General features: G+C 63.3%; 27 protein-coding genes and 2 pseudogenes. 15 read left to right on the plus strand and 14 right to left on the minus strand.

All coding sequences use genetic code 11. The features are described 5' to 3' along the window. Positions 1–84 precede the first annotated feature (84 nt). A complete protein-coding gene (locus AC0L2O_RS16650; RefSeq protein WP_369724410.1) occupies positions 85–1107 on the plus strand; it encodes an NADP-dependent oxidoreductase in 1023 nt (340 codons plus the stop codon). Positions 1108–1259: 152 nt separating this feature from the next. After that, positions 1260–1547, plus strand: a complete 288-nt coding sequence (locus tag AC0L2O_RS16655) for a hypothetical protein (RefSeq protein ID WP_473370457.1) — start codon at positions 1260–1262, stop codon at positions 1545–1547. An 8-nt stretch (positions 1548–1555) separates the two neighbouring features. Here the strand turns inward: AC0L2O_RS16655 and AC0L2O_RS16660 are convergent, their stop codons facing one another. Both AC0L2O_RS16660 and AC0L2O_RS16665 read right to left on the minus strand, forming a co-directional pair. After that, positions 1556–2395 (minus strand): metallophosphoesterase family protein, encoded by an 840-nt coding sequence (locus tag AC0L2O_RS16660; RefSeq protein WP_473370458.1) that lies wholly within the window; start codon positions 2393–2395, stop codon positions 1556–1558. A 68-nt stretch (positions 2396–2463) separates the two neighbouring features. Next, a complete protein-coding gene (locus AC0L2O_RS16665; protein ID WP_473370459.1) occupies positions 2464–3099 on the minus strand; it encodes an acriflavin resistance protein in 636 nt (211 codons plus the stop codon). A 155-nt stretch (positions 3100–3254) separates the two neighbouring features. Between AC0L2O_RS16665 and AC0L2O_RS16670 the strand changes: the two genes are divergently transcribed. Both AC0L2O_RS16670 and AC0L2O_RS16675 read left to right on the plus strand, forming a co-directional pair. Beyond that, the gene (locus AC0L2O_RS16670; protein WP_409189112.1) at positions 3255–3677 is read left to right on the plus strand and encodes an MAPEG family protein; all 423 of its coding nucleotides are present in this window, start codon (positions 3255–3257) and stop codon (positions 3675–3677) included. A 9-nt stretch (positions 3678–3686) separates the two neighbouring features. Beyond that, a complete protein-coding gene (locus tag AC0L2O_RS16675) occupies positions 3687–4988 on the plus strand; it encodes an RsmB/NOP family class I SAM-dependent RNA methyltransferase (protein ID WP_473370460.1) in 1302 nt (433 codons plus the stop codon). A gap of 210 nt (positions 4989–5198) precedes the next feature. On the opposite strand, the gene AC0L2O_RS16680 is transcribed toward AC0L2O_RS16675, so the two are convergent. From AC0L2O_RS16680 to AC0L2O_RS16690, 3 genes are all read right to left on the minus strand, one after another. Next, positions 5199–5408 carry a cold-shock protein gene (locus tag AC0L2O_RS16680; RefSeq protein WP_045000506.1) on the minus strand — a complete coding sequence of 70 codons (210 nt, stop codon included), beginning with the start codon at positions 5406–5408 and terminating at the stop codon, positions 5199–5201. Positions 5409–5669: 261 nt separating this feature from the next. Beyond that, positions 5670–6002, minus strand: a complete 333-nt coding sequence (locus AC0L2O_RS16685; RefSeq protein ID WP_473370461.1) for a DHCW motif cupin fold protein — start codon at positions 6000–6002, stop codon at positions 5670–5672. A 218-nt stretch (positions 6003–6220) separates the two neighbouring features. Further along, positions 6221–6589, minus strand: coding sequence for a nuclear transport factor 2 family protein (locus AC0L2O_RS16690; protein WP_473370462.1), 369 nt, complete (start codon positions 6587–6589; stop codon positions 6221–6223). A 148-nt stretch (positions 6590–6737) separates the two neighbouring features. On the opposite strand from AC0L2O_RS16690, the gene guaA reads away from it, so the two are divergent. Further along, positions 6738–8336: a glutamine-hydrolyzing GMP synthase gene (gene guaA, locus AC0L2O_RS16695; protein ID WP_473370463.1), complete on the plus strand. Its 1599-nt coding sequence runs from the start codon at positions 6738–6740 to the stop codon at positions 8334–8336. Between the two features lie 108 nt (positions 8337–8444). Here guaA and AC0L2O_RS16700 read toward each other — a convergent pair whose 3' ends face one another. Continuing rightward, positions 8445–9251 carry an SDR family NAD(P)-dependent oxidoreductase gene (locus AC0L2O_RS16700; RefSeq protein ID WP_473370464.1) on the minus strand — a complete coding sequence of 269 codons (807 nt, stop codon included), beginning with the start codon at positions 9249–9251 and terminating at the stop codon, positions 8445–8447. A gap of 734 nt (positions 9252–9985) precedes the next feature. Here AC0L2O_RS16700 and AC0L2O_RS16705 point away from each other — a divergent pair. The 5 genes and pseudogenes from AC0L2O_RS16705 to AC0L2O_RS16725 all read left to right on the plus strand — a co-directional run. Further along, positions 9986–10145, plus strand: a pseudogene (locus AC0L2O_RS16705) (GMP synthase (glutamine-hydrolyzing)); the annotation flags it as partial. A gap of 115 nt (positions 10146–10260) precedes the next feature. Continuing rightward, positions 10261–10635 (plus strand): hypothetical protein, encoded by a 375-nt coding sequence (locus AC0L2O_RS16710; RefSeq protein ID WP_473370465.1) that lies wholly within the window; start codon positions 10261–10263, stop codon positions 10633–10635. Between the two features lies 1 nt (position 10636). After that, a complete protein-coding gene (locus AC0L2O_RS16715; protein ID WP_473370466.1) occupies positions 10637–11203 on the plus strand; it encodes a type II toxin-antitoxin system VapC family toxin in 567 nt (188 codons plus the stop codon). 148 nt (positions 11204–11351) lie between these two features. Next, positions 11352–11498 carry an integrase gene (locus AC0L2O_RS16720; RefSeq protein WP_473370467.1) on the plus strand — a complete coding sequence of 49 codons (147 nt, stop codon included), beginning with the start codon at positions 11352–11354 and terminating at the stop codon, positions 11496–11498. Further along, positions 11498–11881 (plus strand): hypothetical protein, encoded by a 384-nt coding sequence (locus AC0L2O_RS16725; RefSeq protein ID WP_473370468.1) that lies wholly within the window; start codon positions 11498–11500, stop codon positions 11879–11881. Before AC0L2O_RS16720 ends, AC0L2O_RS16725 begins: the two co-directional genes overlap by 1 nt. A gap of 88 nt (positions 11882–11969) precedes the next feature. Here the strand turns inward: AC0L2O_RS16725 and AC0L2O_RS16730 are convergent, their stop codons facing one another. From AC0L2O_RS16730 to AC0L2O_RS16750, 5 genes and pseudogenes are all read right to left on the minus strand, one after another. Further along, complete coding sequence (locus tag AC0L2O_RS16730) at positions 11970–12362, minus strand: VOC family protein (protein WP_473370469.1); 393 nt, start codon at positions 12360–12362, stop codon at positions 11970–11972. Positions 12363–12526: 164 nt separating this feature from the next. Then, positions 12527–13145, minus strand: a pseudogene (locus AC0L2O_RS16735) (class I SAM-dependent methyltransferase). An 11-nt stretch (positions 13146–13156) separates the two neighbouring features. Continuing rightward, on the minus strand, positions 13157–13576 hold the full coding sequence (locus tag AC0L2O_RS16740; RefSeq protein WP_473370470.1) for a nuclear transport factor 2 family protein: 420 nt from the start codon (positions 13574–13576) through the stop codon (positions 13157–13159). Between the two features lie 158 nt (positions 13577–13734). Then, entirely contained in the window at positions 13735–14334 is a 600-nt protein-coding gene (locus AC0L2O_RS16745; RefSeq protein WP_369724388.1) for an NADPH-dependent F420 reductase, read from the minus strand. A gap of 45 nt (positions 14335–14379) precedes the next feature. After that, entirely contained in the window at positions 14380–15114 is a 735-nt protein-coding gene (locus AC0L2O_RS16750; protein WP_409189101.1) for an SDR family NAD(P)-dependent oxidoreductase, read from the minus strand. 267 nt (positions 15115–15381) lie between these two features. On the opposite strand from AC0L2O_RS16750, the gene AC0L2O_RS16755 reads away from it, so the two are divergent. Further along, entirely contained in the window at positions 15382–16278 is an 897-nt protein-coding gene (locus AC0L2O_RS16755; protein ID WP_473370471.1) for a LysR family transcriptional regulator, read from the plus strand. Between the two features lie 77 nt (positions 16279–16355). Here the strand turns inward: AC0L2O_RS16755 and AC0L2O_RS16760 are convergent, their stop codons facing one another. Then, on the minus strand, positions 16356–17261 hold the full coding sequence (locus tag AC0L2O_RS16760) for a LysR family transcriptional regulator (protein WP_473370472.1): 906 nt from the start codon (positions 17259–17261) through the stop codon (positions 16356–16358). A gap of 109 nt (positions 17262–17370) precedes the next feature. On the opposite strand from AC0L2O_RS16760, the gene AC0L2O_RS16765 reads away from it, so the two are divergent. The 4 genes from AC0L2O_RS16765 to AC0L2O_RS16780 all read left to right on the plus strand — a co-directional run bounded on the left by AC0L2O_RS16765 (position 17371) and on the right by AC0L2O_RS16780 (position 20540). Beyond that, a complete protein-coding gene (locus AC0L2O_RS16765; protein WP_473370473.1) occupies positions 17371–18015 on the plus strand; it encodes a DsbA family protein in 645 nt (214 codons plus the stop codon). Positions 18016–18085: 70 nt separating this feature from the next. After that, entirely contained in the window at positions 18086–18982 is an 897-nt protein-coding gene (locus AC0L2O_RS16770; RefSeq protein WP_473370474.1) for an MBL fold metallo-hydrolase, read from the plus strand. Between the two features lies 1 nt (position 18983). Next, positions 18984–19388, plus strand: coding sequence for a nuclear transport factor 2 family protein (locus AC0L2O_RS16775; RefSeq protein WP_473370475.1), 405 nt, complete (start codon positions 18984–18986; stop codon positions 19386–19388). 252 nt (positions 19389–19640) lie between these two features. Then, on the plus strand, positions 19641–20540 hold the full coding sequence (locus tag AC0L2O_RS16780) for an HNH endonuclease (RefSeq protein ID WP_473370498.1): 900 nt from the start codon (positions 19641–19643) through the stop codon (positions 20538–20540). A 96-nt stretch (positions 20541–20636) separates the two neighbouring features. Here the strand turns inward: AC0L2O_RS16780 and AC0L2O_RS16785 are convergent, their stop codons facing one another. Together AC0L2O_RS16785 and AC0L2O_RS16790 are read right to left on the minus strand one after the other, a co-directional pair. Next, positions 20637–21125, minus strand: coding sequence for an RES family NAD+ phosphorylase (locus AC0L2O_RS16785; RefSeq protein WP_409192907.1), 489 nt, complete (start codon positions 21123–21125; stop codon positions 20637–20639). Next, positions 21122–21556, minus strand: a complete 435-nt coding sequence (locus tag AC0L2O_RS16790) for an antitoxin Xre/MbcA/ParS toxin-binding domain-containing protein (RefSeq protein WP_369724375.1) — start codon at positions 21554–21556, stop codon at positions 21122–21124. The genes AC0L2O_RS16785 and AC0L2O_RS16790 overlap by 4 nt, the downstream gene beginning before the upstream one ends. Between the last annotated feature and the right edge of the window lie 46 nt (positions 21557–21602).

Below are 21602 nucleotides of genomic sequence, written 5' to 3' on the forward strand. Positions count from 1 at the left end.
GCGACGACGCAAATCCAGTCCTTTTGTATTGACGCGGCTGGATTGCTTCGCTTCGCTCGCACTGACAGAAAGTGGAGGAAGCCCATGTCCCAAGCCAAACGCATCGTTCTTGCCGCGCGTCCCGTCGGCGAGCCCAAGCCGTCCGATTTCCGCATCGAGGAATTCGCAGTGCCGACGCCAGGCGCAGGCGAGGTCCTGTTGCGCACCATCTGGCTGTCGCTCGATCCCTATATGCGCGGGCGCATGAGCGAGGGTCCGTCCTATGCCGCACCGGTGCCGATCGGCGGGGTGATGGAAGCCGGCACCGTGTGCGAGGTCGCGGCCTCCAACAATCCGAACTTCGCCAAGGGCGACATCGTGCTTTCGCGTGCGGGCTGGCAGACGCATGCGATCTCGGACGGCAAGGGGCTCGCGAAGATCGATCCAAAGCTTGGGCCGATCTCGACCGCTGTCGGCGTGCTCGGCATGCCCGGCATGACCGCGTATACGGGCCTGCTCGATATCGGCAAGCCGCAACAAGGCGAGACCGTCGTCGTCGCCGGCGCTTCCGGTGCGGTCGGCTCGGCCGTGGGCCAGATCGCCAAGATCAAGGGCGCACGCGCGGTCGGCATCGCCGGCGGCAAGGACAAGTGCGACTTCGTCGTGAAGGAGCTCGGCTTCGATGCCTGTCTCGATCACCGCGATCCTGATCTGGCCGCCAAGCTGAAGGATGCCTGCCCGAAGGGCATCGACGTCTATTTCGAGAATGTCGGCGGCGCGGTGTTCGAGGCGGTGTTCCCGCTGCTCAACGCGTTTGCGCGCGTGCCGGTCTGCGGCCTGATCGCCCATTACAACGACACCGAGGCCAAGCCGCCGAAATGGGCCGGCGCGATGATGCGCAACATCCTCACCAAGCGGCTGACTTTGCGCGGCTTCATCGTCTCGGACTTCGCCGCCCGCCATGGCGACTTCCTGCGCGACATGTCGGGCTGGGTCCGCGACGGCCGGGTGAAGTACAAGGAGTTCGTCACCGAGGGCCTGGACAGCGCGCCGGCGGCCTTCATCGGGCTGCTCAAGGGCGCCAATTTCGGCAAGCAGTTGGTCCGGGTCGGGCCGGACAAGGCTTGATCCGCCGCTCCCGGCCCGCTCAGCGGCCGGGGTATGGTTAACAAAGAGTGACCGATCGGCCACACCCGCCGGCAAAAGCCGCAGGTGTGGTCGTCGGTTCATTGACGCGCCGGGGAAGGCATTGAATCATCGCGCATATTTTAGGTGTTGCGATGTTAGAGATCAGTCTTTTCTGCGTAATCCTTGTCGCCGCGGGCTATTGGACGACCATGTTCGTCATGGGCCGTCGCGATGACGTCATCCATGGCAAGTTCGTTCATGCCGACGACGAGGCCAGCCCGCCGTCGATGCCGCCACCGCGTCCACCGTTTCCGAAGCGGCCGGTCAAAGCGCCGCCGTCCAATGGTCAGCCGCCTTCAGAGCCGGCCAGGCCGGTCAACAGCGACGCGCTGCAGTCCTTGCTCGCCGCGATCCAGCAGGATCTAAAGAGCGTCGCCTGAGGCGCGCGCTACTGCGCGCCCATCTGCGCCAGCAGCTCTTCGACATCCACATCGACCTGGCCGGGCGCCCTGAGGTGGCGAACTTCAAGACTGTCCGGCTGGAAGCGGTACTCGACCAGACCGGTTTCCTTGATCGCGATCCGGTCCTGGCGCTTGTCGTTGATGACGAAGCCCGCCGAAGGCGCCCAGACGTGGCGCGTGTGGCGATAGGTGAAGTCGCGGCGCTGGTGCACGTGGCCGCTGGCGATAAGGCGCAGATCGAGGCTTGAAAACATTTCGATCAGTCGCGCCCGTGCCGGTTGCGGCACGTAGCGGATCGAGGTCTCGGGAGTTTCGGGATCGTCGGGCTGGTCGAGAAACAGCGGCTTGTGCAGGAACAGCGCGACCGGCCCGCCATTGCTGCGCGAGATCTCCGAGGCGAGCCAGTCGAACTGCGCGGCCTCGAACGCGAGCCCTGAATTCATCACCAGCGAGTTGAGGCCGATGAAGCGCCAGCCGGCCGCCTCGAACGACCAATGATCCGCGCCGATGATGTCGCGGAATTGCTGGCGGTGCGCCTCGCTGACCGGCGGCTTGGGCGCCGGCCCGATCGCGGTCGGATTGTCGCCGATGTCGTGGTTGCCCGGCAGGTAGCGGCAGGCGACCGGCAGGGCGTCGTGCAGGCTCTTGGCGAACACGACATCGTCGCGGCTGGTCGGCCCGTCGAACGAGACGTCGCCGGTGTTGATGACGAGATCGGGTCTATCGGCGTCGATGTGCTCGCAGACGCGATGGAAGTTGGCGATCAGGCCGGGGAAGCGGCGGCCGAGATGGGTGTCGGAAATCTGGGTCAGGCGAAATTCGGACATGGACGAAGTATTGCCCGGCCAAGCGTCGGAACGATGACGCGCGCGCACGCTTCCCCATGAAACAAAGTTTAAAGCACGCGATAGCGGATCGTGTAGGCGTCCTGCGGCGCGACGGGGCCGGCCTGCGGCGTGGCAATGCGGTCGGCGAGATGCCACGGACCATACTGCTCGGAGCGATGTGGCTCGGCGGGCAGGCGGAGGCGGAATTCGAAGGTGCCCTTGCCGGGCAGGTTCACCACCAGCACCCGGTCGGCGGTGCGGTGGTCGAGCGCGACCGCGCCGCGCAGCAGCGCGCGGCCGTCTGCGAGGTCGCTGACGCCGTCGACCAGTGCGAGCGTCTGGTTGCGGTCGGTGTGCAACTCGATCTGGCTGTCGGACGCCGTCGTCAGGGTCTCGCGCGGCATGCGGATCTCGAACTCGACCGCGGGCTTGGACGGGTTGAGGCCAAGATAGGCGAGCGCGGCGTGGCGCATGTCGTAGGCGGCAAAGGCGAACAGCGCGGCCGCGGCCAGCGCCGCCAGGCCGTGCCTGAGCACGTCGCGCCAGGTCCGGTAGGCCATGCGGAAATAGACCGTCAGCGTCAGGGCGACCGCGAGCGCGGCCGCAACGCCTGACAGCGCCGACATCAGCAGGCCGAGCCGACCGTCAGCGGATTCGGTCAAAGGGCCGATCATGCCCGCTATCTGGCCGAAGAGGGTGTTCATGGCGGTATCTCGTCAGGCCCGAAAGGCCGAAATCGCTTTAACTATCGACCCTTGGTCGCCGAAGCCGGAACGCCGGTTCAAGTCGCTGATTGTCAGGAGGAGGAGCGGCGGCTAGAGCATGGATCCGGCGGCCCCCGCCGAGTGGGAAAGTTCCGATGTCCGTTCAAATGGTTTTGCTGCCGGTCTTCGTGCAGATCGGGCTCACCTTCGCGCTCCTGATCGGGATGGTGTTCAGGCGCCGGAACGCGCTGGTCTCGGGCGAGACCAGGATTCGCGACATTGCGCTCGGCGAGCCGAACTGGCCGAAGGGCGCCACCCAAATCGCGAACTGCTACCGCAACCAGTTCGAGCTGCCGGTGCTGTTCTACGCCCTGATCGCGCTGGCGCTGCCGTTGCGCCATGCCGACCTCTTCATCGTGCTGATGTCCTGGGTGTTCGTGGTGACGCGGTTTGCCCATGCCGGCGTCTTCGTTTCCTCGAACGATCTCGGCCGGCGCTCCTCGGTCTGGCTCGCCGGCGTGCTGGTGCTGCTGGCGATGTGGATCTACTTCGCACTGAAGATTTTGTTGCTGATCTGAAAGATTCAAATGACTCCCGCCGCCCGGCTGTCCGCAGCCATCGAACTGATCGACACCATCGAGAGAGACCGCGTGCCCGCGGCCAAGGCGCTGAAGGAGTGGGGCACCGCGCACCGCTTCGCCGGCTCCGGTGACCGTGCGGCGATTGCCGGCCTGGTCTGGGACGTGCTGCGCCGCTACGCCTCCAGCGCGTATCTGATGGATTCCGACACCGCGCGGGCGCGGCTGATCGGCATGCTGCGCCTCGAGCGCAACATGGACAGCGCCACCATGGCCGCGCTGTTCGACGGCAGCCGGTTCGCACCCGCGCCGCTCACCGAGGCCGAGCAGGCCGCGCTCGCCACGCGCTCCCTGAACAACGCGCCCGCCGCGATTGCCGGGGACTATCCGGAATGGCTCGATCCCTATCTGGCAAAAGCCTTCGGCGAGGACCGGGTCGCGGAGGCGGTCGCGATGGCGAGCCGGGCGCCGCTCGACCTTCGCGTCAACACGCTAAAGTCCAACCGCGACAAGATGCTGAAGGCGCTTGCTCATCTTCATGCGAAACCGACGCATTGGTCCGCAACCGGCCTGCGCGTCGAGCTTTCCGCCGATGCCCGCAATCCCGGGCTCCAAGCGGAGGAGGATTTCATCAAGGGCGCCGTCGAGGTTCAGGACGAGGGATCGCAGCTTGCGGCGCTTTTCACCGCGGCCAAACCCGGCGAGCAGGTGATCGACCTCTGCGCCGGCGCCGGCGGCAAGACGCTGGCTCTGGCCGCGATGATGCAGGGCAAGGGCCGGCTGATCGCGACCGACAGCGACAAGCGGCAGCTCGTGCCGATCCATGAACGGCTGTCGCGCGCCGGCGTCCACAATGCCGATGTCCGCACGCCCAAGGGCGACACGGACCCGCTGGCCGACATCCGCGCCTCGGCCGACCTTGTCGTCATCGACGCGCCCTGCACGGGAACCGGCACCTGGCGCCGCAACCCCGACGCCAAATGGCGGATGCGTCCCGGTGCGCTGGAGATCCGCCTCAAGGACCAGGCCGAGGTGCTCGAGCGCGCCGTGCCGCTGGTGCAGGCCGGCGGCCGCATTGCCTACATCACCTGCTCGGTGCTGTCGGAGGAGAACGGCGAGCAGGTGAGGGCGTTCATCGAGCGTCACCCTGATTTTTCCGTAGTGCCGCCGGAGCAGACCGCGAGCGTGCTCTGGGACAAGGCCGAGGAATTTTCGCAAGCCGCGCGTCAGTCCGACGAAGGCTGGCTGATGACCCCCCGCCGCACCGGCACCGATGGCTTCTTCGTCTCGGTGCTGAAGAAGGCTTCGTAGCTTCGTAGGGTGGGCAAAGGCGCGACGCGCCGTGCCCACCATCTCTCCGCGGTTGCAATAGAAGTGGTGGGCACGCTTTCGCTTTGCCCACCCTACAAGAATCAACCATTCCAAAACAAAAACCCCGCCACCGAAATCTCGGTGGCGGGGCTTCTGTAATCCTACGACCTGCCGGTACGTCCGTGGTCAGATCGCGAATTGCGCGGCCGACTAGCCGGCGCGGAGGTTGTCAGCCGAGGACTTGCCGCTGCGGCGGTCCGCGACGATGTCGAACGAAACCTTCTGACCCTCGTTGAGGGTGCTCAGACCAGCGCGCTCAACGGCGCTGATGTGAACGAAGACGTCCTTGTCGCCGTTGTCCGGCTGAATGAAACCAAAACCCTTTTGGTTGTTGAACCACTTCACGGTGCCCATTGCCATAGTCATTTCCTTTCATAGACGATGCACTCAGGGGGACAAATGCGCATAAATTTGCGCCCATCGTCCCGGTTGGTCGATTTTGGAGAAATACCTGAAACGTGCTCGTCCATTGGAAATGAGACGGAGCGGCCCAGTCGTTCGGCCAAGGATCGATGATCACAATGTAGCGAATTAATGGGGCAAGTTCAAGGCGCCACGCGCTCGCGGCGAGCCCCCATGGCTTTGCTATTTTGCGCTGCAAAATGCGGTGCTTGAGCCCGGTCAATCCACGATGAACAGCGTCGCGCCGGTGGCCGTCGAGGAACGATGCGCGGCATCGCCGAAATCCGAAACCTGGTAGCTCATTCCCGCCGTGAGCTTGAACTTGCGCCCGTCGCGCAGCTCGCTGTCGAGCTCGCCTTGCAGCACGTAAAGCACGTGGCCGCGGTCGCACCAGTGATCGGCGAGATAGCCCGGCGAATAGTCCACTATTCGCACCCGGAGATCGCCGATGTTCAGCGTCCGCCACAGGGCCTCGCCGGTTTCGCCCGGATGCACGGTCGCCTCGACCTTGCTCCAGTCGGTGACGGTGAAGGGGGAGGTGGGGAGTTTCATGGGACGTCCTGTGTGTCAGAGCCGGCGGTGATGTTGTTAGCGCAGGCGCTCGCCGCAGTCTCCGTTGCGAGCTTGGGACACATGCGTCCCTCACTCTCGCTGTCATCGCCCGACTTGATCGGGCGATCCAGTAATCCGAGAGGTTCGTGGTTCATTGAGAAGCTACGGCGTACTGGATTCCCCGCTTTCGCGGGGAATGACAGCGGTGCGTGAGGCCCTCACTCCACCAAATGATTCGCCGATCCCTGCACGATCAGTCCGGCATCATTCACCCGCAAATACTCGCAGATCCGCTTTCCCTGCTCGTTCTCGTAAAACACGACGAGGCTGTCCGGGCTCACATACACGTCGATCAGCGAAAAATGCAGGTTCGGAATCAGCCCGAGCGCCTTGCTCCAATAGGCGCGCAGCGCATCCTTGCCGCGCACGGTGCCATCCGCACCAAACCCCAGCGCGGGGATGCGGTCAGAGGTCATCACGGCTGCGTCGTCATAGAGCGAGAGCACGTGCTCGAGGTCGCGCGCATTCCAGGCCTCGACCCAGATCCGGCCGAGCGCTGCGAGCTGTGATGGCTGATGCTGTGGCATGGCGTTCTCCCTGACTGGCCCCTGTTTGGCATGTGGGGCAATTAGGTCAATAATACTTACCTATATCGATTTGTCCATGCCCAAAGAAGGATGTGGGCGCGCAATCCGCGCGGTTGCGGGCAGGGACGCTGTCGCGTATTGGCTTGCCATGACAGCAGCACAGACCGACCGCTCCGCGTCGACGCCCCCAATGGCCTCGGCGCATGACAAGATTCTCATCGTCGATTTCGGCAGCCAGGTGACGCAGCTGATCGCGCGCCGCGTGCGCGAGGACGGCGTCTATTGCGAGATCGTCCCGTTCAACAAGGCCGAAGAGGCTTTCAACGCGATGCAGCCGAAAGCGGTGATCCTCTCCGGCGGCCCGGAATCGGTGCACGAGGAAGGCTCGCCCCGCGCGCCGCAATTGATCTTCGCCTCCGGCGTGCCCGTGATGGGCATCTGCTACGGCCAGATGGTGATGGCGGCGCAGCTCGGCGGCGAGGTCGAGGGCGGCCATCATCGCGAGTTCGGCCGCGCCGATGTCGAGGTGAAGGCGCCGAGCAAGCTGTTCGAGGACGTCTGGTCGCCCGGCGGCAAGAACCAGGTCTGGATGAGCCATGGCGACCGCATCACCAAAATGCCGCCGGGCTTCTCCGTCGCCGGCACCTCGCCGAACGCGCCGTTCGCGATCATCCAGGACGAGACGCGCAAATATTACGGCCTGATGTTCCACCCCGAAGTGGTGCACACGCCCGACGGCGCCAAACTCATTCGCAATTTCGTGCGCAAGATCGCAGGCCTCTCGGGCGACTGGACCATGCGCGCCTTCCGCGAGGAGGAGATCGCCAAGATCCGCGCGCAGGTAGGCCGAGGCAAGGTGCTCTGCGGCCTGTCCGGCGGCGTCGATTCCGCAGTCGCGGCCGTCCTGATTCACGAAGCCATCGGCGACCAGCTCACCTGCGTGTTCGTCGACCACGGCATGCTGCGTCTCGACGAAGCCAAGACCGTAGTCGACCTGTTCCGCCACCACTACAACATCCCGCTCGTGCACGTGGACGCCTCAAAACAGTTTTTGGGCGAGCTCGAAGGCGTCACCGATCCCGAAACCAAGCGCAAGACCATCGGCCGCCTCTTCATCGAGGTGTTCGAAGCCGAGGCCAAGACAATCGGCGGCGCCGACTTCCTGGCGCAGGGCACGCTCTACCCCGACGTGATCGAGAGCGTCTCCTTCACCGGCGGCCCCTCGGTGACGATCAAGTCGCACCACAATGTCGGCGGTCTGCCCGAGCGCATGAACATGAAGCTGGTCGAGCCCCTGCGCGAGCTGTTCAAGGACGAGGTCCGCAAGCTCGGCCGCGAGCTCGGCCTGCCCGAAATCTTCGTCGGCCGCCACCCGTTCCCAGGCCCCGGCCTCGCCATCCGCTGCCCCGGCGAGATCACCAAGGACAAGCTCGACATCCTGCGCAAGGCCGACGCCGTCTACATCGACCAGATCAGGAAGCACGGTCTCTACGACGAGATCTGGCAGGCCTTTGCCGTGCTGCTCCCGGTCAAGACCGTCGGCGTCATGGGCGACGGCCGCACGTATGATTTCGTCGTGGGCCTGCGCGCCGTCACCTCCACCGACGGCATGACCGCGGACTTCTACCAGTTCGACATGAAATTCCTGGGCGAGACCGCCACGCGCATCATCAACGAGGTGAAGGGCGTGAATAGGGTGGTGTATGACGTGACCAGCAAGCCGCCGGGGACGATTGAGTGGGAGTGAGGGGGGAGTACTGCAGCGTAGAATGGAGCCGCGTGGGCTATTGAAGGAAATTATTCTCGAGTGAACGTAGTCGATAATTATTGATCGGTCTGACTGGTCACGACCCGCTCATGGTCTGATACTTTTGTCGCCATAGCCGCCCCATGCGGCCGGCGCGCTTGCGGCTTGCGCCGCTTGCGCGGGAGCTAATCCGGCATTCCACTTAGCCGCGATGAAGCGTCGGCCGGTCACGTTGTTCGAAGCGTTCGATGCCAACCAGGCCACAGGTGCTCCCATGATTGCCGGCTGAAGCAGGCTCTTGGGATCGCCAAGATTTGCCGCCATCCGTGTTGCAACGGGACCGCCGGGCGATAGAACATTCGCCGTGACGCCGGTCGGCTGAAGGGACGCCGCCAAAGCTGCTATGAACGCTTCTCCGGATGCCTTGGTCATGCCATAGGCGACATGATCCGACTCGAGCATTGTATCGAGACTGGTGGAGATGAAGATGATTCGTCCCCATCCATGCTCAATCATGTCGGGCACGACCAGTCGGGTCAGAGCAATCGGTGCGAAGGTGTTGATCTCGAACAATCGGCGCAACTGATCCGACGTAATGTCCAGAGGCCGTTGCACCGAAGGATTCGGGATGCCCGCATTGTTAACAAGGATATCGACACGCCCAAATGCGCGCACCGCAGCATCGACCAAGCCGTGCAGTTCTCGCTCATTGCTGAGATCGGCAGTGCCCACAGCCGCGTACTCGCCCGCTCTGCTGGCGCGCCGCGTATCCTCGAGCGATTCAATATCTGTTGAAGTCAGGAATACACGATGTCCCGCGTTCAGCAGAGCCAAGGCCATAACGCGTCCAAGGCCGCGCCCTGCACCGGTCACAACGGCTACGCGTTCAGTCACGTTTGATGGTCTCTCTCTCATGACGTCGTCTTCGAGCTAACGTCGTAGCCTTTGCCGCGTTCCCGGCATTCCGTCGAGCGGAGAAGGCCGACCTTTGTTGAGGAGCGCTGAAGCTGACGGTTTTTTGCTGCCAGGGGAGCACGGTTTGTTGCCGAAGACCTCGAAAATCGACCAATCGATGTCGATAGTCGCTGAAACCGAGCAAATCGTGGATCGTCGAAATTGTCCTTTGATATCAACAGCGCAAATTTGTGACGGACCGGAGTGTCGGTCTTTGGCTAAGTGGAGAAAAAATTGTTACGAATAATCAGCGCGCTAATGTGAATCAGAACAATCGAGTGGGAGTAGGGGGAATCCATCTCCTCGCGGTGATATGAACAGATTGAGATGCAGCCAGATTGAACTTCCGCGCTTCACCGCAATCTGAGTGGCTATATCGAGGGCCATCATTACGATGGCTTGTTTACAGCTTCCTTTCACTCGCGGAGGAGCTTTCGATCGTGCCTTGTCGTCGTTGCTTGGGCTTCCAATCTCGGAGGTTGGCTGCGGTGGGGCTATTTCATTCAGGGTGATACGGTCGAGACCGATCTACTTGCCGACAATGTCGCTGGTCTACTGAATGAGATTGCGCGTGTGCCGCAACGGTATCCCCAAAAGCTTGGCAAAGGCACCCGAGATCCTGCTGGTCTGTTCTATTGGGAGCAATGGACAACATAGTACGGCATTGCGGTGACAAGTGCATAAAACTTGCAATGCCCGACCCAGGCCCCACCAGGTCCAGGCGCCTGCCTGACAAGCTCGATATCCTGCGCAAGGCCGACGTCGTCTACATCGACTGGATCCGCAAGCACGGCCTCTACGACGATATCTGGCAGGCCTTTGCGGGTGTTGCTCCCGGTCAAGACCGTCGGCGTGGGTATCGCTGAGCTCCACCGCATCCTGCGAGCTGCCGCGACCTCGCGTCTTGAAGCCGGCGAACAAAAGCTGTATGTTCAACAATCTGCCAATTTGTTCAACATGAGGGAGCGCCATGGCAGGAGCTTCGACAAAACGGCCGGCGGCGCGGGGTCGGCGGCGGTCGCCGGGCAGTGGCCTTACGGGCGTGACGCGGCGGCCAAAGCGCGTCGAAGCTGGCGCAAAAGGCGAAATCCAGCTCGGCAGCGTACGCGTCGAGGCGGTGATGCGGGCCGCCGAGCAATCGGGTCTCCTCAGTAGGAAGAGCGGCCGGATCGCCGGCCGCGTCAGTCCGGCGCTGATCAGGCAAGCCAAGCGGCAGACCGGAATCGTGGCCGACACGGACCTGATCGAGTTTGCTCTGGCCACCATCGCTCTGGAGGACAATTTCGCCGAGGACTTTCGGAAGTCACGAGGCAAGGTCGATCGTGATCTGAAACTCGGCTTCTGACGTGGCGGAGTTCGACTTTGACGCCGCGTGCAGGTGGGCTCGGTTCAACCCTAAGCGAACGCTCACCCGGCGTCATGACAACGTCCTTCCCTTTGTTGCTGCCGGCCAGATCGGTGGGCAGGCGCTCTTGCTCGACAGCTGCGTCTACATCGACCAGATGCAGGGGCGCGCGCCAGCTCTGCTGGAAGAGCTCATCGCGCATCGCGAGGTCAATCATTCGTCGGTGGCCATTCAGGAATTGATGCACACTGTCGGCGTGCTGAACCCGGCGGACAAGCGGACCCCACGGGTCACCGCCGAGATTGGCAAGCGGATCAAAGCGATGCCGCCCCATCGAATCTTTACGCCAGACATCGAGGTGCTCGGCAGAGCAGCGCTGCTGTCGGGAATCCTCTGCCGGCTCCAGGGCTACGGGAACGATCTGAAGCTGCGTGCGCTCGCGGATAGTGTGCTGTTCCTCCAGGCGCGGAAGCTCGGCCTTGTCGTGCTGACGACGAATATTGGTGACTTTGATATCCTGCTCCAGCTCATGCCCGGCGGGCGGGCACTGCTCTATCGGCGAATATGAGGATTCCGGCGGCCGCTGATTTCTCTACTAACCCGTTCATGCTCGCGGAGCCCATCGCACAAACGGAAATACGGTGGCTCCATTTCGGTCGGTTCTGTACCATCATGGTCCATGATGGTATCTGGCGGCGAACCGGACGGAGAATAGCTTGTTGACCGATACGGGACTTCAGAAGCTTAAGCGTGGCAAGAAGCTTTACAAGCGCGGCGACGGCATGGACGTCGCCGTCCTGCCCGTCAAAAGGCGCAAGCAGATCCGGGAAAGTGGCGACGGCACAAGCGAAGTGGTGCATTGATGCGCGCCGCGTTGATAGTGGTGATGGCCGCAACACTGGCTATGCCGGCTGCGGCGGCTCTGGCGAAGTCTCCGGACTGCGCGAGTTGGCCCACCAACATGGCCCTCACGCACCTCAAGAACGCCGGCCTGATTGATATCGCATCAGTGATCGACGCGCAGACCAGGGCCGTTCGTCTCGCATCCGAAAAGATCGGCAAAGACCTCTACCAGCAGGTTTACGACATCACGTTTCAGACCAAGGATGGCAAGACGATCGAGGTCATCACGAATAGCCAGGCATCAAGCGAGGAATGTTCGATGAGGGGCGTCGACGTCTACGTGGTCTCGAAGAAAATCGGCGGGTCGGCAGAGCAGCCATCCGAGGGCACGACTAAAAAGTGATCCGGCTGCACCGAAGGTTTAAGAACTGGGGCGCCATTCGCCAATGAGGACCGCTTTGGTGCAGACGTCCCGGCGCGGATGAGGGATGCTAGGAGGGTATCTCCTGTGCGATCTCCCACATGTGACCGGATGGGTCGGAAAAGGCGGCGGTGCGGCGACCCCAGGGACGATCGATAGGGCCGTTCACCAACTCTACGCCGCTTTGCCGGAGCCTCGCGCAGGCCTCATCGACATCGGCGACTCGAATGGTCATGAGCATGCGAGGTCCGGCGCTCGAAGCAGCCGGCACCACCGGCTGCACGAGCTGCGGTGCCTCGGTGTCCTGCAGCAAATTGACCATGACGCCACCGAGCCCGATCACGCTGCATACGGCGTCGGAATAGATCGGCTTGGCGTCGAACACGGCCTCGTAGAATGCCCGCGCGCGCGCGAGGTCGTCGACGAAGAGGGTCACGCATTCCAGATTGTTCAAGCTTTTCATTCGCAGGGCCTCGGTTGATCGGTCCGTCGAGCTTCTTTTGACGAAAGATAGCAACGTATTTGGAAATAATGAAGCAGATTGCCTTTTCGACTGTTGCGGCGTTCGCGCAGGTCATATCGGCGGTCTCGCCGGGAGGTCGACATGAATTCGCCGCACCCGACCTGTCAGCGCTTCACGAACCGATAGGCGAAGCGATCGGTCTGTCCCTTGATCGCGGGATCGAACACCTTGATCGCGTGCGGATCGTCCTTGTTCGCGAGCAGGGTGCTTTCCGCGTCCAGCACGAAGCCGGCCGCCTCCACCTCCGCGCGAACGGAGGCAGGCTCGATCCGATGCAGCGACTGGGCGTCGCGCGCGCCCGTCCCGACGGCAGCGGCGTGGTCGACGATGACGTAGGACCCGCCGGGCTTCAGCCGCTCGTAGACAGCTCGATTGAACTGGGCCGCCGTCGCGCCCCTGGCCTGGATCAGCGCGGTGTGGAGATCGTGGTAGAACAGGTGCAGCCACAGGCGTGGCCTGCGGCATCGCCACCAGGTCCCCCGAGACGGCTTCGACGTTCTCGCGGCCCGGCTCCTTCGCTAGCGTCCGCATGCGGCCGAACGGATCGTTCTTGAAGTGGGCGACCTCGGCCGGCACGAAGCTGTAGACCCGTCCTTCGGGTCCGACGACATCCGAGAAGAGGCGCGTCCAGTCGCCGTCGCCTGGGTAAACATCGATGATGGTGGTGCCGGCTTCTATTCGTGCGAACGGGATCAATTCGGACAGTTTGGATTGGTCGTACATTGGGATCTCCGTTACGGCTGGGCATTCGACGGCTGCGCGGCCCACGCCAGCGCCTGCGTGTCGATGTACTCCCGGATCTTCTTCAGCTTGCCGTCCCGGACGGTAATGGCGAAGACCCAGTCGTCGTTGAACGGCTTACTCGTGGCCTTGATTTTCCCCGTAGCGACGCCGATGACCAGAACCCGGTCTCCCTGCGCCACGAATTCGGGCGGTTCCGGGAATGTCGTTTCCACCTCTTCGGACGCCTTCTGAAGCACAGCCGCCAACTCCGCGTGCCCGCGGTGGGTTCCGGCCAGGGGCCAGCCCTCGCCCGGAATGATCCACTCGATGTCTTCGGCGACCAGTGCCAACAGAGCCTCCTTGTCGCCGCGTCCGATCGCGGCAAAGAAATCCTTCACTGTCTGGACGTTCGTCTCGGTGCTCTTCGTCATTTCTCCATCTCGCTCCGATCGGATCGCGCTCGATCCATAACGGTGACAGCGCACTCAATATGCACGGCCGTCGGCCCGCATGAGAACAGGGGCGGCCGCGCGCTGCAGAAGTCAGCGCGCGACTTGTTCTCGGCGTCGATCACACGGTCGTGGATCGACTACTGCTCCTTCTTGAACAGATCCTGGAAGATCAGCGGGCCCCAAACGCGGCCGCGTGCGTGCACCAGCGCGCCACCCTCGTTGAGCTTTCCGAGCTTCACGGGTGCAAAGCCGAGTTGTTTGGCCAACGCCGCCACCGGAGCGATCGCGTCCTCGTCGTCACCAGACAGAAACACGACCCGGTGGCCGCCCTCGACGGCCGGATCGGCAGCCAGTTTGGCCGCACCCAGGTGATTGAAGCCTTTCACGAGCCTGGCGCCGGTGAACGACTTCGCGACGAAGGCGGAGGACGGCAGGCCGTCCAGTTCGTCAGGGACCGGAAACGCGTTCATCGCGTCGATGATGGTCTTGCCTTTCCAGCTCGGCAGCGCCTTCGCAACCTCGCGATGCTCCCCGAACGGGACCGCCAGGATGATGGTTTCGGCCTCGAGTGCGTCCCGCAGCGACTTGGCGACGACACTGGCTCCAATCGCCCGAGCCTGCGGCGCCAACGTCTCGGGCGGCCGGCGGCTCGCGACGGTGACGTCGATGTTTTTACGGGCGAAGGCGTGGGCGAGGGCCTGGCCTATCTTGCCGAATCCGACAATCGCATAGCTCATTCTAATTTCTCCGATCCGTGTTGCTGATGTTGATGTGCTGGCGCTTCAGATCGCCGAGAAGCCGCCGTCGACGGACAACTCCACCCCATTCACGAAGCTCGAATCGTCCGAAGCCAGAAACAGCGCGGCTGCCGCAATTTCCTCGGGACGACCCATCTTTCCCCGCGGGATCAGGGATTCGAACATCCGCTTCGCCTCCTCGGTGAGGACCTGGTCCTGCATCGGTGTGGCGATCGGCCCCGGGTGCAGCACGTTCACCCGGATATTCCTGCCCTTGAGTTCGTTGAGCCAACCGCGTGCAAATGCGTGCAAGGTCGCCTTGCTCGCCGCATACACGCTATAACCGGGAAAACCTTTGATCGAAGCAACCGACCCGGTCATGAAGATCGATCCGCCATCGCTGAACAGCGGCAACGCCTTCTGGACCGTAAACAGAGTGCCGCGCGCATTGAGGCCGAACGTTGCATCGAAATGCTGCTCGGTGATCTCGCCCAGTGGGACGGCTTCGCCCATGCCGGCGCTCGCGTACAGGACGTCGATCCTGCCCTTTGCCCGCTTGACCGTGTCGAACAGGCGGTCCAGGTCGTCGAGATTGGCCGCGTCGCCGCGCACGCCGGTCACGTTCCGGCCAATCAGCTTGACGGCCGCGTCGAGCGCCTCCTGCTTTCGGCCCGTGATGAAAACATAGGCGCCTTCTTCAACGAACCGCTTGGCGCTCGCCAGCGCCATGCCGCTCGATCCACCGGTGATGACTGCAACTTTTCCTTCAAGCTTTCCCATAATTTCTCCTGTCGTCGTGTCGGGACAGCATCTGCCCCCGAGGACCCCGACATAGGTCCGCTCGAGTCAGACGTTGAGTGCGGAGGCGCGCACATCGGTGGTGCGAAATCGATCCGGTCGGACGACCGACGCCAGCCGCCCCGACCGGTGTCGGCCGTTCGGAACCGGGGCGCGCTGGTCGGAACCGGCTATGATGACCGCCCGTACTGCGGTAGGAGGCGTAGAGACCGGCTTTGGAAGGCGCACCGCGCGGTGCGGGATTGCACCATGATCGACTGGGATGACGTTCGTTACTTCCTTGCCGTCGCGCGCGGAGGCTCGGTGCGGGCTGCGGCCGAGCGCCTCGGCGTCAACCACGCAACCGTGCTGCGACGCGTCGCCCAGCTCGAGGAACGCCTCGGGGTCCACATGTTCGAGAAGCTGCCGTCGGGCTACCGCCTGACGGCTGCCGGCGAGGAGGTTCTCGAATTCGCGGACCAGATGGAAGCGTCGTCGCACCAGCTCGAGACGCGCGTCTTCGGGCGCGACCAGAGCGTGCGCGGGCGTCTGCGGGTGACGCTGGCGCCGCCGCTTGCGACACATCTGCTCATGCCGGACTTCGCCGAATTCGCGCGCCTGCATCCGGACATCGAGATGGAAATCCTGTCGGCGGGCGAGCTGGCAAACCTGACCAACCGGGAGGCCGACGTCGCGATCCGCGTCGTCTACGACCGCAAAACCCTGCCGCTCAATCTTCACGGCACGAAAGGACCGGAGCTGTTCGGCGCCGTCTACATGTCCCGGGATCGATTGGCTGCGTGGCGTGCGGGCGCGCCCGATCCCATGCGGTGGATCGTCATCAGCATGCATGGAATTCCGGATTGGGCGGGCGAGGGGGAGGTTCGTACCACGGGCGTTCCATTCAGGACCACGGACGCCGCCGGGCAGATCGCTGCCGTACGGCAAGGGCTCGGGATCACGACACTGCCGTGCTTCGTCGGCGATGCCGACCCGCTATTGGCGAGGGTGCCGGGCACCGAGCTGCACATGTACGGAACGGTCTGGCTTCTCACCCAGGGCGAGACACGCAAGACCAAGCGCGTGCGGCTCTTCACCGAGTTCGTATCCCGCAGGCTCGCCGCCTACGCGCCGCTGCTGGCGGGGTTGTCGGCAGCGCGGGACTGAGGTCGGGCAGGTCGCCGGAGAGGCTTGCCGTAATCCGGAAGGAATTACTCTATCACGGCGTCTCATTGGCCCTTCGGCTAATCCGCCCCAATCGGACTCGCCTGTCGCTGGGCCGCGATCAGCATCTCCACGAACGCCGTCACCTTCGGCGGACGGAAGCGGGCCGCTGGGTAGACCGTGTGGATGCCGCCGGATGGCAGTTGCCATTGCGGCAGAATGTGAATGAGGCGGCCCGCCGCCAGATCGTCGGCCACCAGGAAATCCGGCAGCACCGAAAGGCCGCCGCCGGCGAGTACGGCCGCGAGCGCCCCCGGCGTCGTGTCGATCGCAATGTTCGCCTGCAGGCGCACGGCGCGTCGATCGAGATCGCCGCGCGAGAACTGCCACAGCAGCGGCTCGCGCAGCGCCATGTTGGCGATGAACGGCAGCGCCACCAGATCGTCGGGATCGCGCGCGGCTGCGATCCGATCCGTGAATGCGGGAGCGCCGACCAGGAATTGCCGAAACGCGCCGATCTTGCGCGCCTGCAGGCTGGAATCCACCAGCCATCCGACGCGGATCGCCATGTCGATCTGGCCTGACGCGAGATCGACGGTCTGATCTTCGAGCGTCAACTCCACCCGGCAGCTGGGATAGCGGGCCGCGTAGGCCGTGACGACGGCGACGACGACGGCCGTGCCGTAGTCGTTGGGCGCGGTGATCCGCAATGTGCCGGTCGGCGCGGCGGCGGCCTGGGCGAGTTCGTCGAAGGCATCCTCGGCTTCGCGCAAGATCATGACGCAGCGCGCATGAAACATCCGGCCGGCTTCGGTTGGATGGACCCGGCGCGTCGTGCGCACGAGAAGGCTGGTGCCGAGATCGCGCTCCAGCTGCGCCACTTGCTGGCTCACCACGGCTTTGGTGATGCCGAGCCGCTCGGCTGCCCGGGTGAAGGATCCGGTGTCCACGACGGCTGCGAAATAGGCCAGGCGGTTCAGGTTCATTGGCTTTGTCCGTCAGATCGACTGTAAGTCTATGACATACATTCTGTCTGCTTTGTTGCTATTTTTCTATCAATTGGCGCGTGCCACAAGTGCGGGCAAGGAGATCGACATGTCCGCGCCCATTCACATTACCTACCTCTTCGATCCGCTCTGCGGCTGGTGCTACGGCGCCTCCACGCTGCTCGAACAGCTTGCGGCCCGAGCGGATTTCGCTGTCGCGCTCGCGCCGACCGGCCTGTTCGCCGGCGACGGCGCCCGGCCGATGGACGACGGCTTTGCGGCCTACGCCTGGAGCAACGACCAGCGGATTTCGCGCTCGAGCGGCCAGCCCTTCAGCGAAGCCTATCGCCGCGATGTGCTGGGCGACCGCACGCGCCTGTTCGATTCCGGCCCGGCAACGCTGGCGCTCACGGGCGTTGCGCTCACGGCTCCCGATCGGGAGCTCGAGGCTCTGAAGGCCCTTCAGGTCGTCCGCTATGTCGAAGGCCGCGACAGCACGGACATCGGCGTTCTGTCGGAGGTGCTGCGCGCGATGAACTTGCCGGAGGCTGCCGCGCGTCTGGCGACGCCCGACGCCGCGTTGGTCGCCGCGTATCGCGCGCGCCTCGAGGCTGCGCGTGCCGAGATGCGCCGGTTCGGCGCCAATGGCGTCCCGGCCCTGATCGTAGGGACCGGCAATGATCGGCGCCTGATGCAGGCAAGCGCGCTGTTCGGCAGCCTGGACGTCCTCGTCGACGGACTGAAGGCGGCCTGAGCGCAGCGATCAACAGAGACCGGACATCCAGCTTCAATTTCGCGACCGCAGACCACACCAGGAGACCAACATGCCGACAAGGAGAACCATCATGAAAACCACTCTCGCCGCGGGCGTCGCCGCAGTCTTCGCACCCGCAGGCCTCGGCCATGCCGCCGGCGGGCTCGCCTGGAAGCATTTTCCGGCCGGACAGAACGGCTTCTTCCGGGCTCCCGTTCTGGTGTCCGGGCCGAGCGAAGCCGTGCTGATCGATGGCGGCTTCACGCTGCCCGATGGCAAGGCCGTCGCAGACGCCATCAAGGCAACCGGCAAGAAGCTCACCACCATCTACATCACCCAGTCGGACCCGGATTACTACTTCAGTCTCCGCGCCATTAAGGCGGCGTTCCCGGAGGCTCGCGTGATCGCGGCGCCCGCAACAGTGGCGGCCATTAACGCCAGCGTCGAAAAGAAGCTTGCCGTCTGGGGTCCGCAGCTCAAGGCGAACGGCCCGCAAGTGCTCGCCGATGTGGTCATCCCCGACGCGTTCGACGGCAAGACGCTCAGCGTGGACGGCGAGACCATCGAGATCGTCAGCGCAGACGGGCTGGTCAACCGGCGTTATCTGTTCGTGCCGTCGCTGAACGCGGTGTTCGGCGGCGTGCTGATCTTCTCCGGCGTCCATGTCTGGACCGCCGACACGCCGACCAAAGAGCAGCGCGCCGCCTGGATCGCCAATCTCGAAAAGATCGCGGCGCGCAAGCCGGCAATCGTCGTGGCGGGCCATCTGTCGGTGGATGCAAAGACCGATCTGTCCGGTGTCGAGCACACGATCGCCTACCTCAAGGCGTTCGACGAAGAGCTGGCCAGGGCCAAGGATTCCGCGGCGCTCAAGGCGGCGATGGAAGCGCGTTTCCCCGGCCTCGGCATGGGCGTTGCGCTCGACATCGGCGCCAAGGTCGCCACCGGCGAAATGAAGTGGGGCTGAGGTGGGTGCGAATCTCGACCTGATCCGCGCCACCTATGAGGGATCATCGTCGGAAGAGAACGGCCGCAATCTCCTGGCCGCTCTCGCCCCCGATGCGGCGTGGACCGAAGCGGAAGGGTTTCCGTACGCGGGCACCTATGTGGGACCCGACGCGATCATCGCCGGCGTGTTCCGGCGTCTCGCCACCGAATGGACCAGCTATCGCGCCGATGTTCACACCTATCTCGAAGACGGCGACCGCGTCGCCGCCTTCGGCGTCTACTCCGGAACCTACAAGGCGACCGGCAAATCCATGCGCGCCAATTTCGCGCATCTCTATCTGGTGAAGGACGGCAGGATCGCCAGCATGACGCAATATGTCGACACCGCAATGGTGCAAAAGGCGCTGGCGCCTGCTGGCCAGTAGCAGCCGGATCGCGTCGGAACGTACGAGAGGGGCCGCGATACGGCGGGCTCCCCGTGAGGGTGCATTCAGCTCCAAGTGCTGGGACCGGGTTCGCGAATTGGTCCACGCCGAACCTCATGCGAGGGCTTGCCGACGTCGACGCCGGATAGCTCGCGTAGGCGGGTCTAAGTAGGACGGGTAGAGCGCAGCGAAACCCATCGCAACCGCAGAACGAGATTGACGGGTATCGCTTCCGACGAGTTAAATCGAGCAATGGCATTCGGGGTGTTCATCCATCGATCTGACTCGATCTACGATGACAGCCCGGCTGAACGTTATCAGTTTCCCAGTCAGTACCTGCATCGTGTCGAGGCCTGCGTCGGCGATTGGGTCATCTATTATGAGCCGAGCAAGGTAGCTGACACGCGAGGCTACTTTGCGATTGCAAGGGTTCAGCAAGTGATTCCGGATCCCGGTACTGCCGGGATGTACCTCGCGGTGATCGAGCCAGGCAGCTATCTCGATTTCGCCAATCCGGTCGCGTTCAATGGCTCGAACGGGCCGGTCGAGCGGGGTATTTTGAACGAGCAGGGACGAATTTCGGGACGGGCTCAGTCCGCTGTCCGTCCAGTTTCGCACGAAGATTTCGATAGAATCTGCGAGCTCGGTTTCGCCGAGAATGTACCGCTCCTGCCCCGGCGTGACGACGATGTCCGATCGCTCGATCTTAACGAGGAGCAGGCGCTGTTCAGGTTCGACCAACAGCGTGATCGCGTCAGCCTGACCGTATCGAGAATTTTACGCGACCGGATTTTCCGCCGCATCGTGCTTCGCGCCTATGACGAGCGTTGCGCGATCACCGGGCTGAAGCTCATCAATGGAATGGGGCGCGCCGAGGTGGCCGCCGCTCACATCCGGCCGGTCGAAGCGAACGGGCCGGATATCGTTAGCAACGGGATTGCTCTTTCAGGCACCGCGCATTGGATGTTCGATCGCGGTCTCATCAGTCTGGCGGATGATCTGGAGATATTGATCTCACGCCAGACAAACGATCCCGAGAGCGTAAGATCGATTGTCAACAAGACCGGCCACGCGCTAGAGCCGCGGCGGCTATCAGATCGTCCGCATCCTCATTTCCTGAAATGGCATCGCGACAATTGCTTCAAGCAATAGGCGAATCCATGGGCGCAAATCGGTCGGCAATTCCTCGCATGACTAATATCCGATGCAGCCGCGCCGGACTAGCAGATAGCGGGCGGCGTCGCAGCCTCACGTCCCCCGACTATAAAGCCGCTCATCCCACCAAACCGGTTCCGGCATCGTATGACTAAGGCTCTTGGCGTCGGGATGCGTCGGGTTGATCAGAAAGTTGCGCTCCAGCCGCGCCGGGATCGACGGCACGATCAGCATCGCCGAGCGCTTTTCGTCGTACCAGACCTGCGCGAAATTCTTGCAGATCGTCTCGTTGCGCGAATCCCAGCCGGGATGGGCGGCGGTCTGAAAGACCTCGTAGGAGACACCGTTCGGAATGGTGATCTCGATGAAGTGCTGGTTGGCGGGCATCACCAGATTGGCGTGAACCAGTTTCTCCAGTATCGCGGTGGAATAGTGCTCGGAAGTGTAGATCACCGGACTCCAGGGCGTGTTCCAGCGCCCCGGATAGAGCCGCGCTCCCTCTGCGTCATAGATCGGAAACGCGCCGTCGGGATCGCCGATGCGATAGCATCTGAGAACGCGATCGCTTTTTTGCACGTTCAGACGCCGCCGCTGTAAGCCGCGCGTCCCAGCAGATTCAGCACAGCATCGGCGCCGGGACCGGTCGCGAGCGCAAGGTCCAGCGGCACCTTGTTGTCCAGTATCGGATGCGGGCGGTTGAGGAAGTCGCGCACCTTCGCTTCGTCGCGGAAGACTTCGAGGCCAAAGGCGAAGACCTTGGCAACACGCGCCAAGCGGTCGCTCTCGTCGGTCGTCAGATGCTGTTTATGCTTGCGGCGGCGCTCCAGCGTCGGCTTCGGCACAATGCGATGGGCGAAGCCGCGCACGTCCAGCGGCGAGATGCGCCCGGCGAGCTTGTCCAGCGCGGACACCGGAAGGCCCTTTTCCACCGAAGTGGCCAGTGTGAGTGTTGTCTCCGGTGTCCTCGACTTGATGCCGAACAGGTCGGCTAGAATAGTAGCTTGACTACCCATATGGACTTCACCTCACGTGAGGCGAACATACGCCTCAAATGAAAAA

The organism is Bradyrhizobium sp. Kon10, assembly GCF_055807395.1.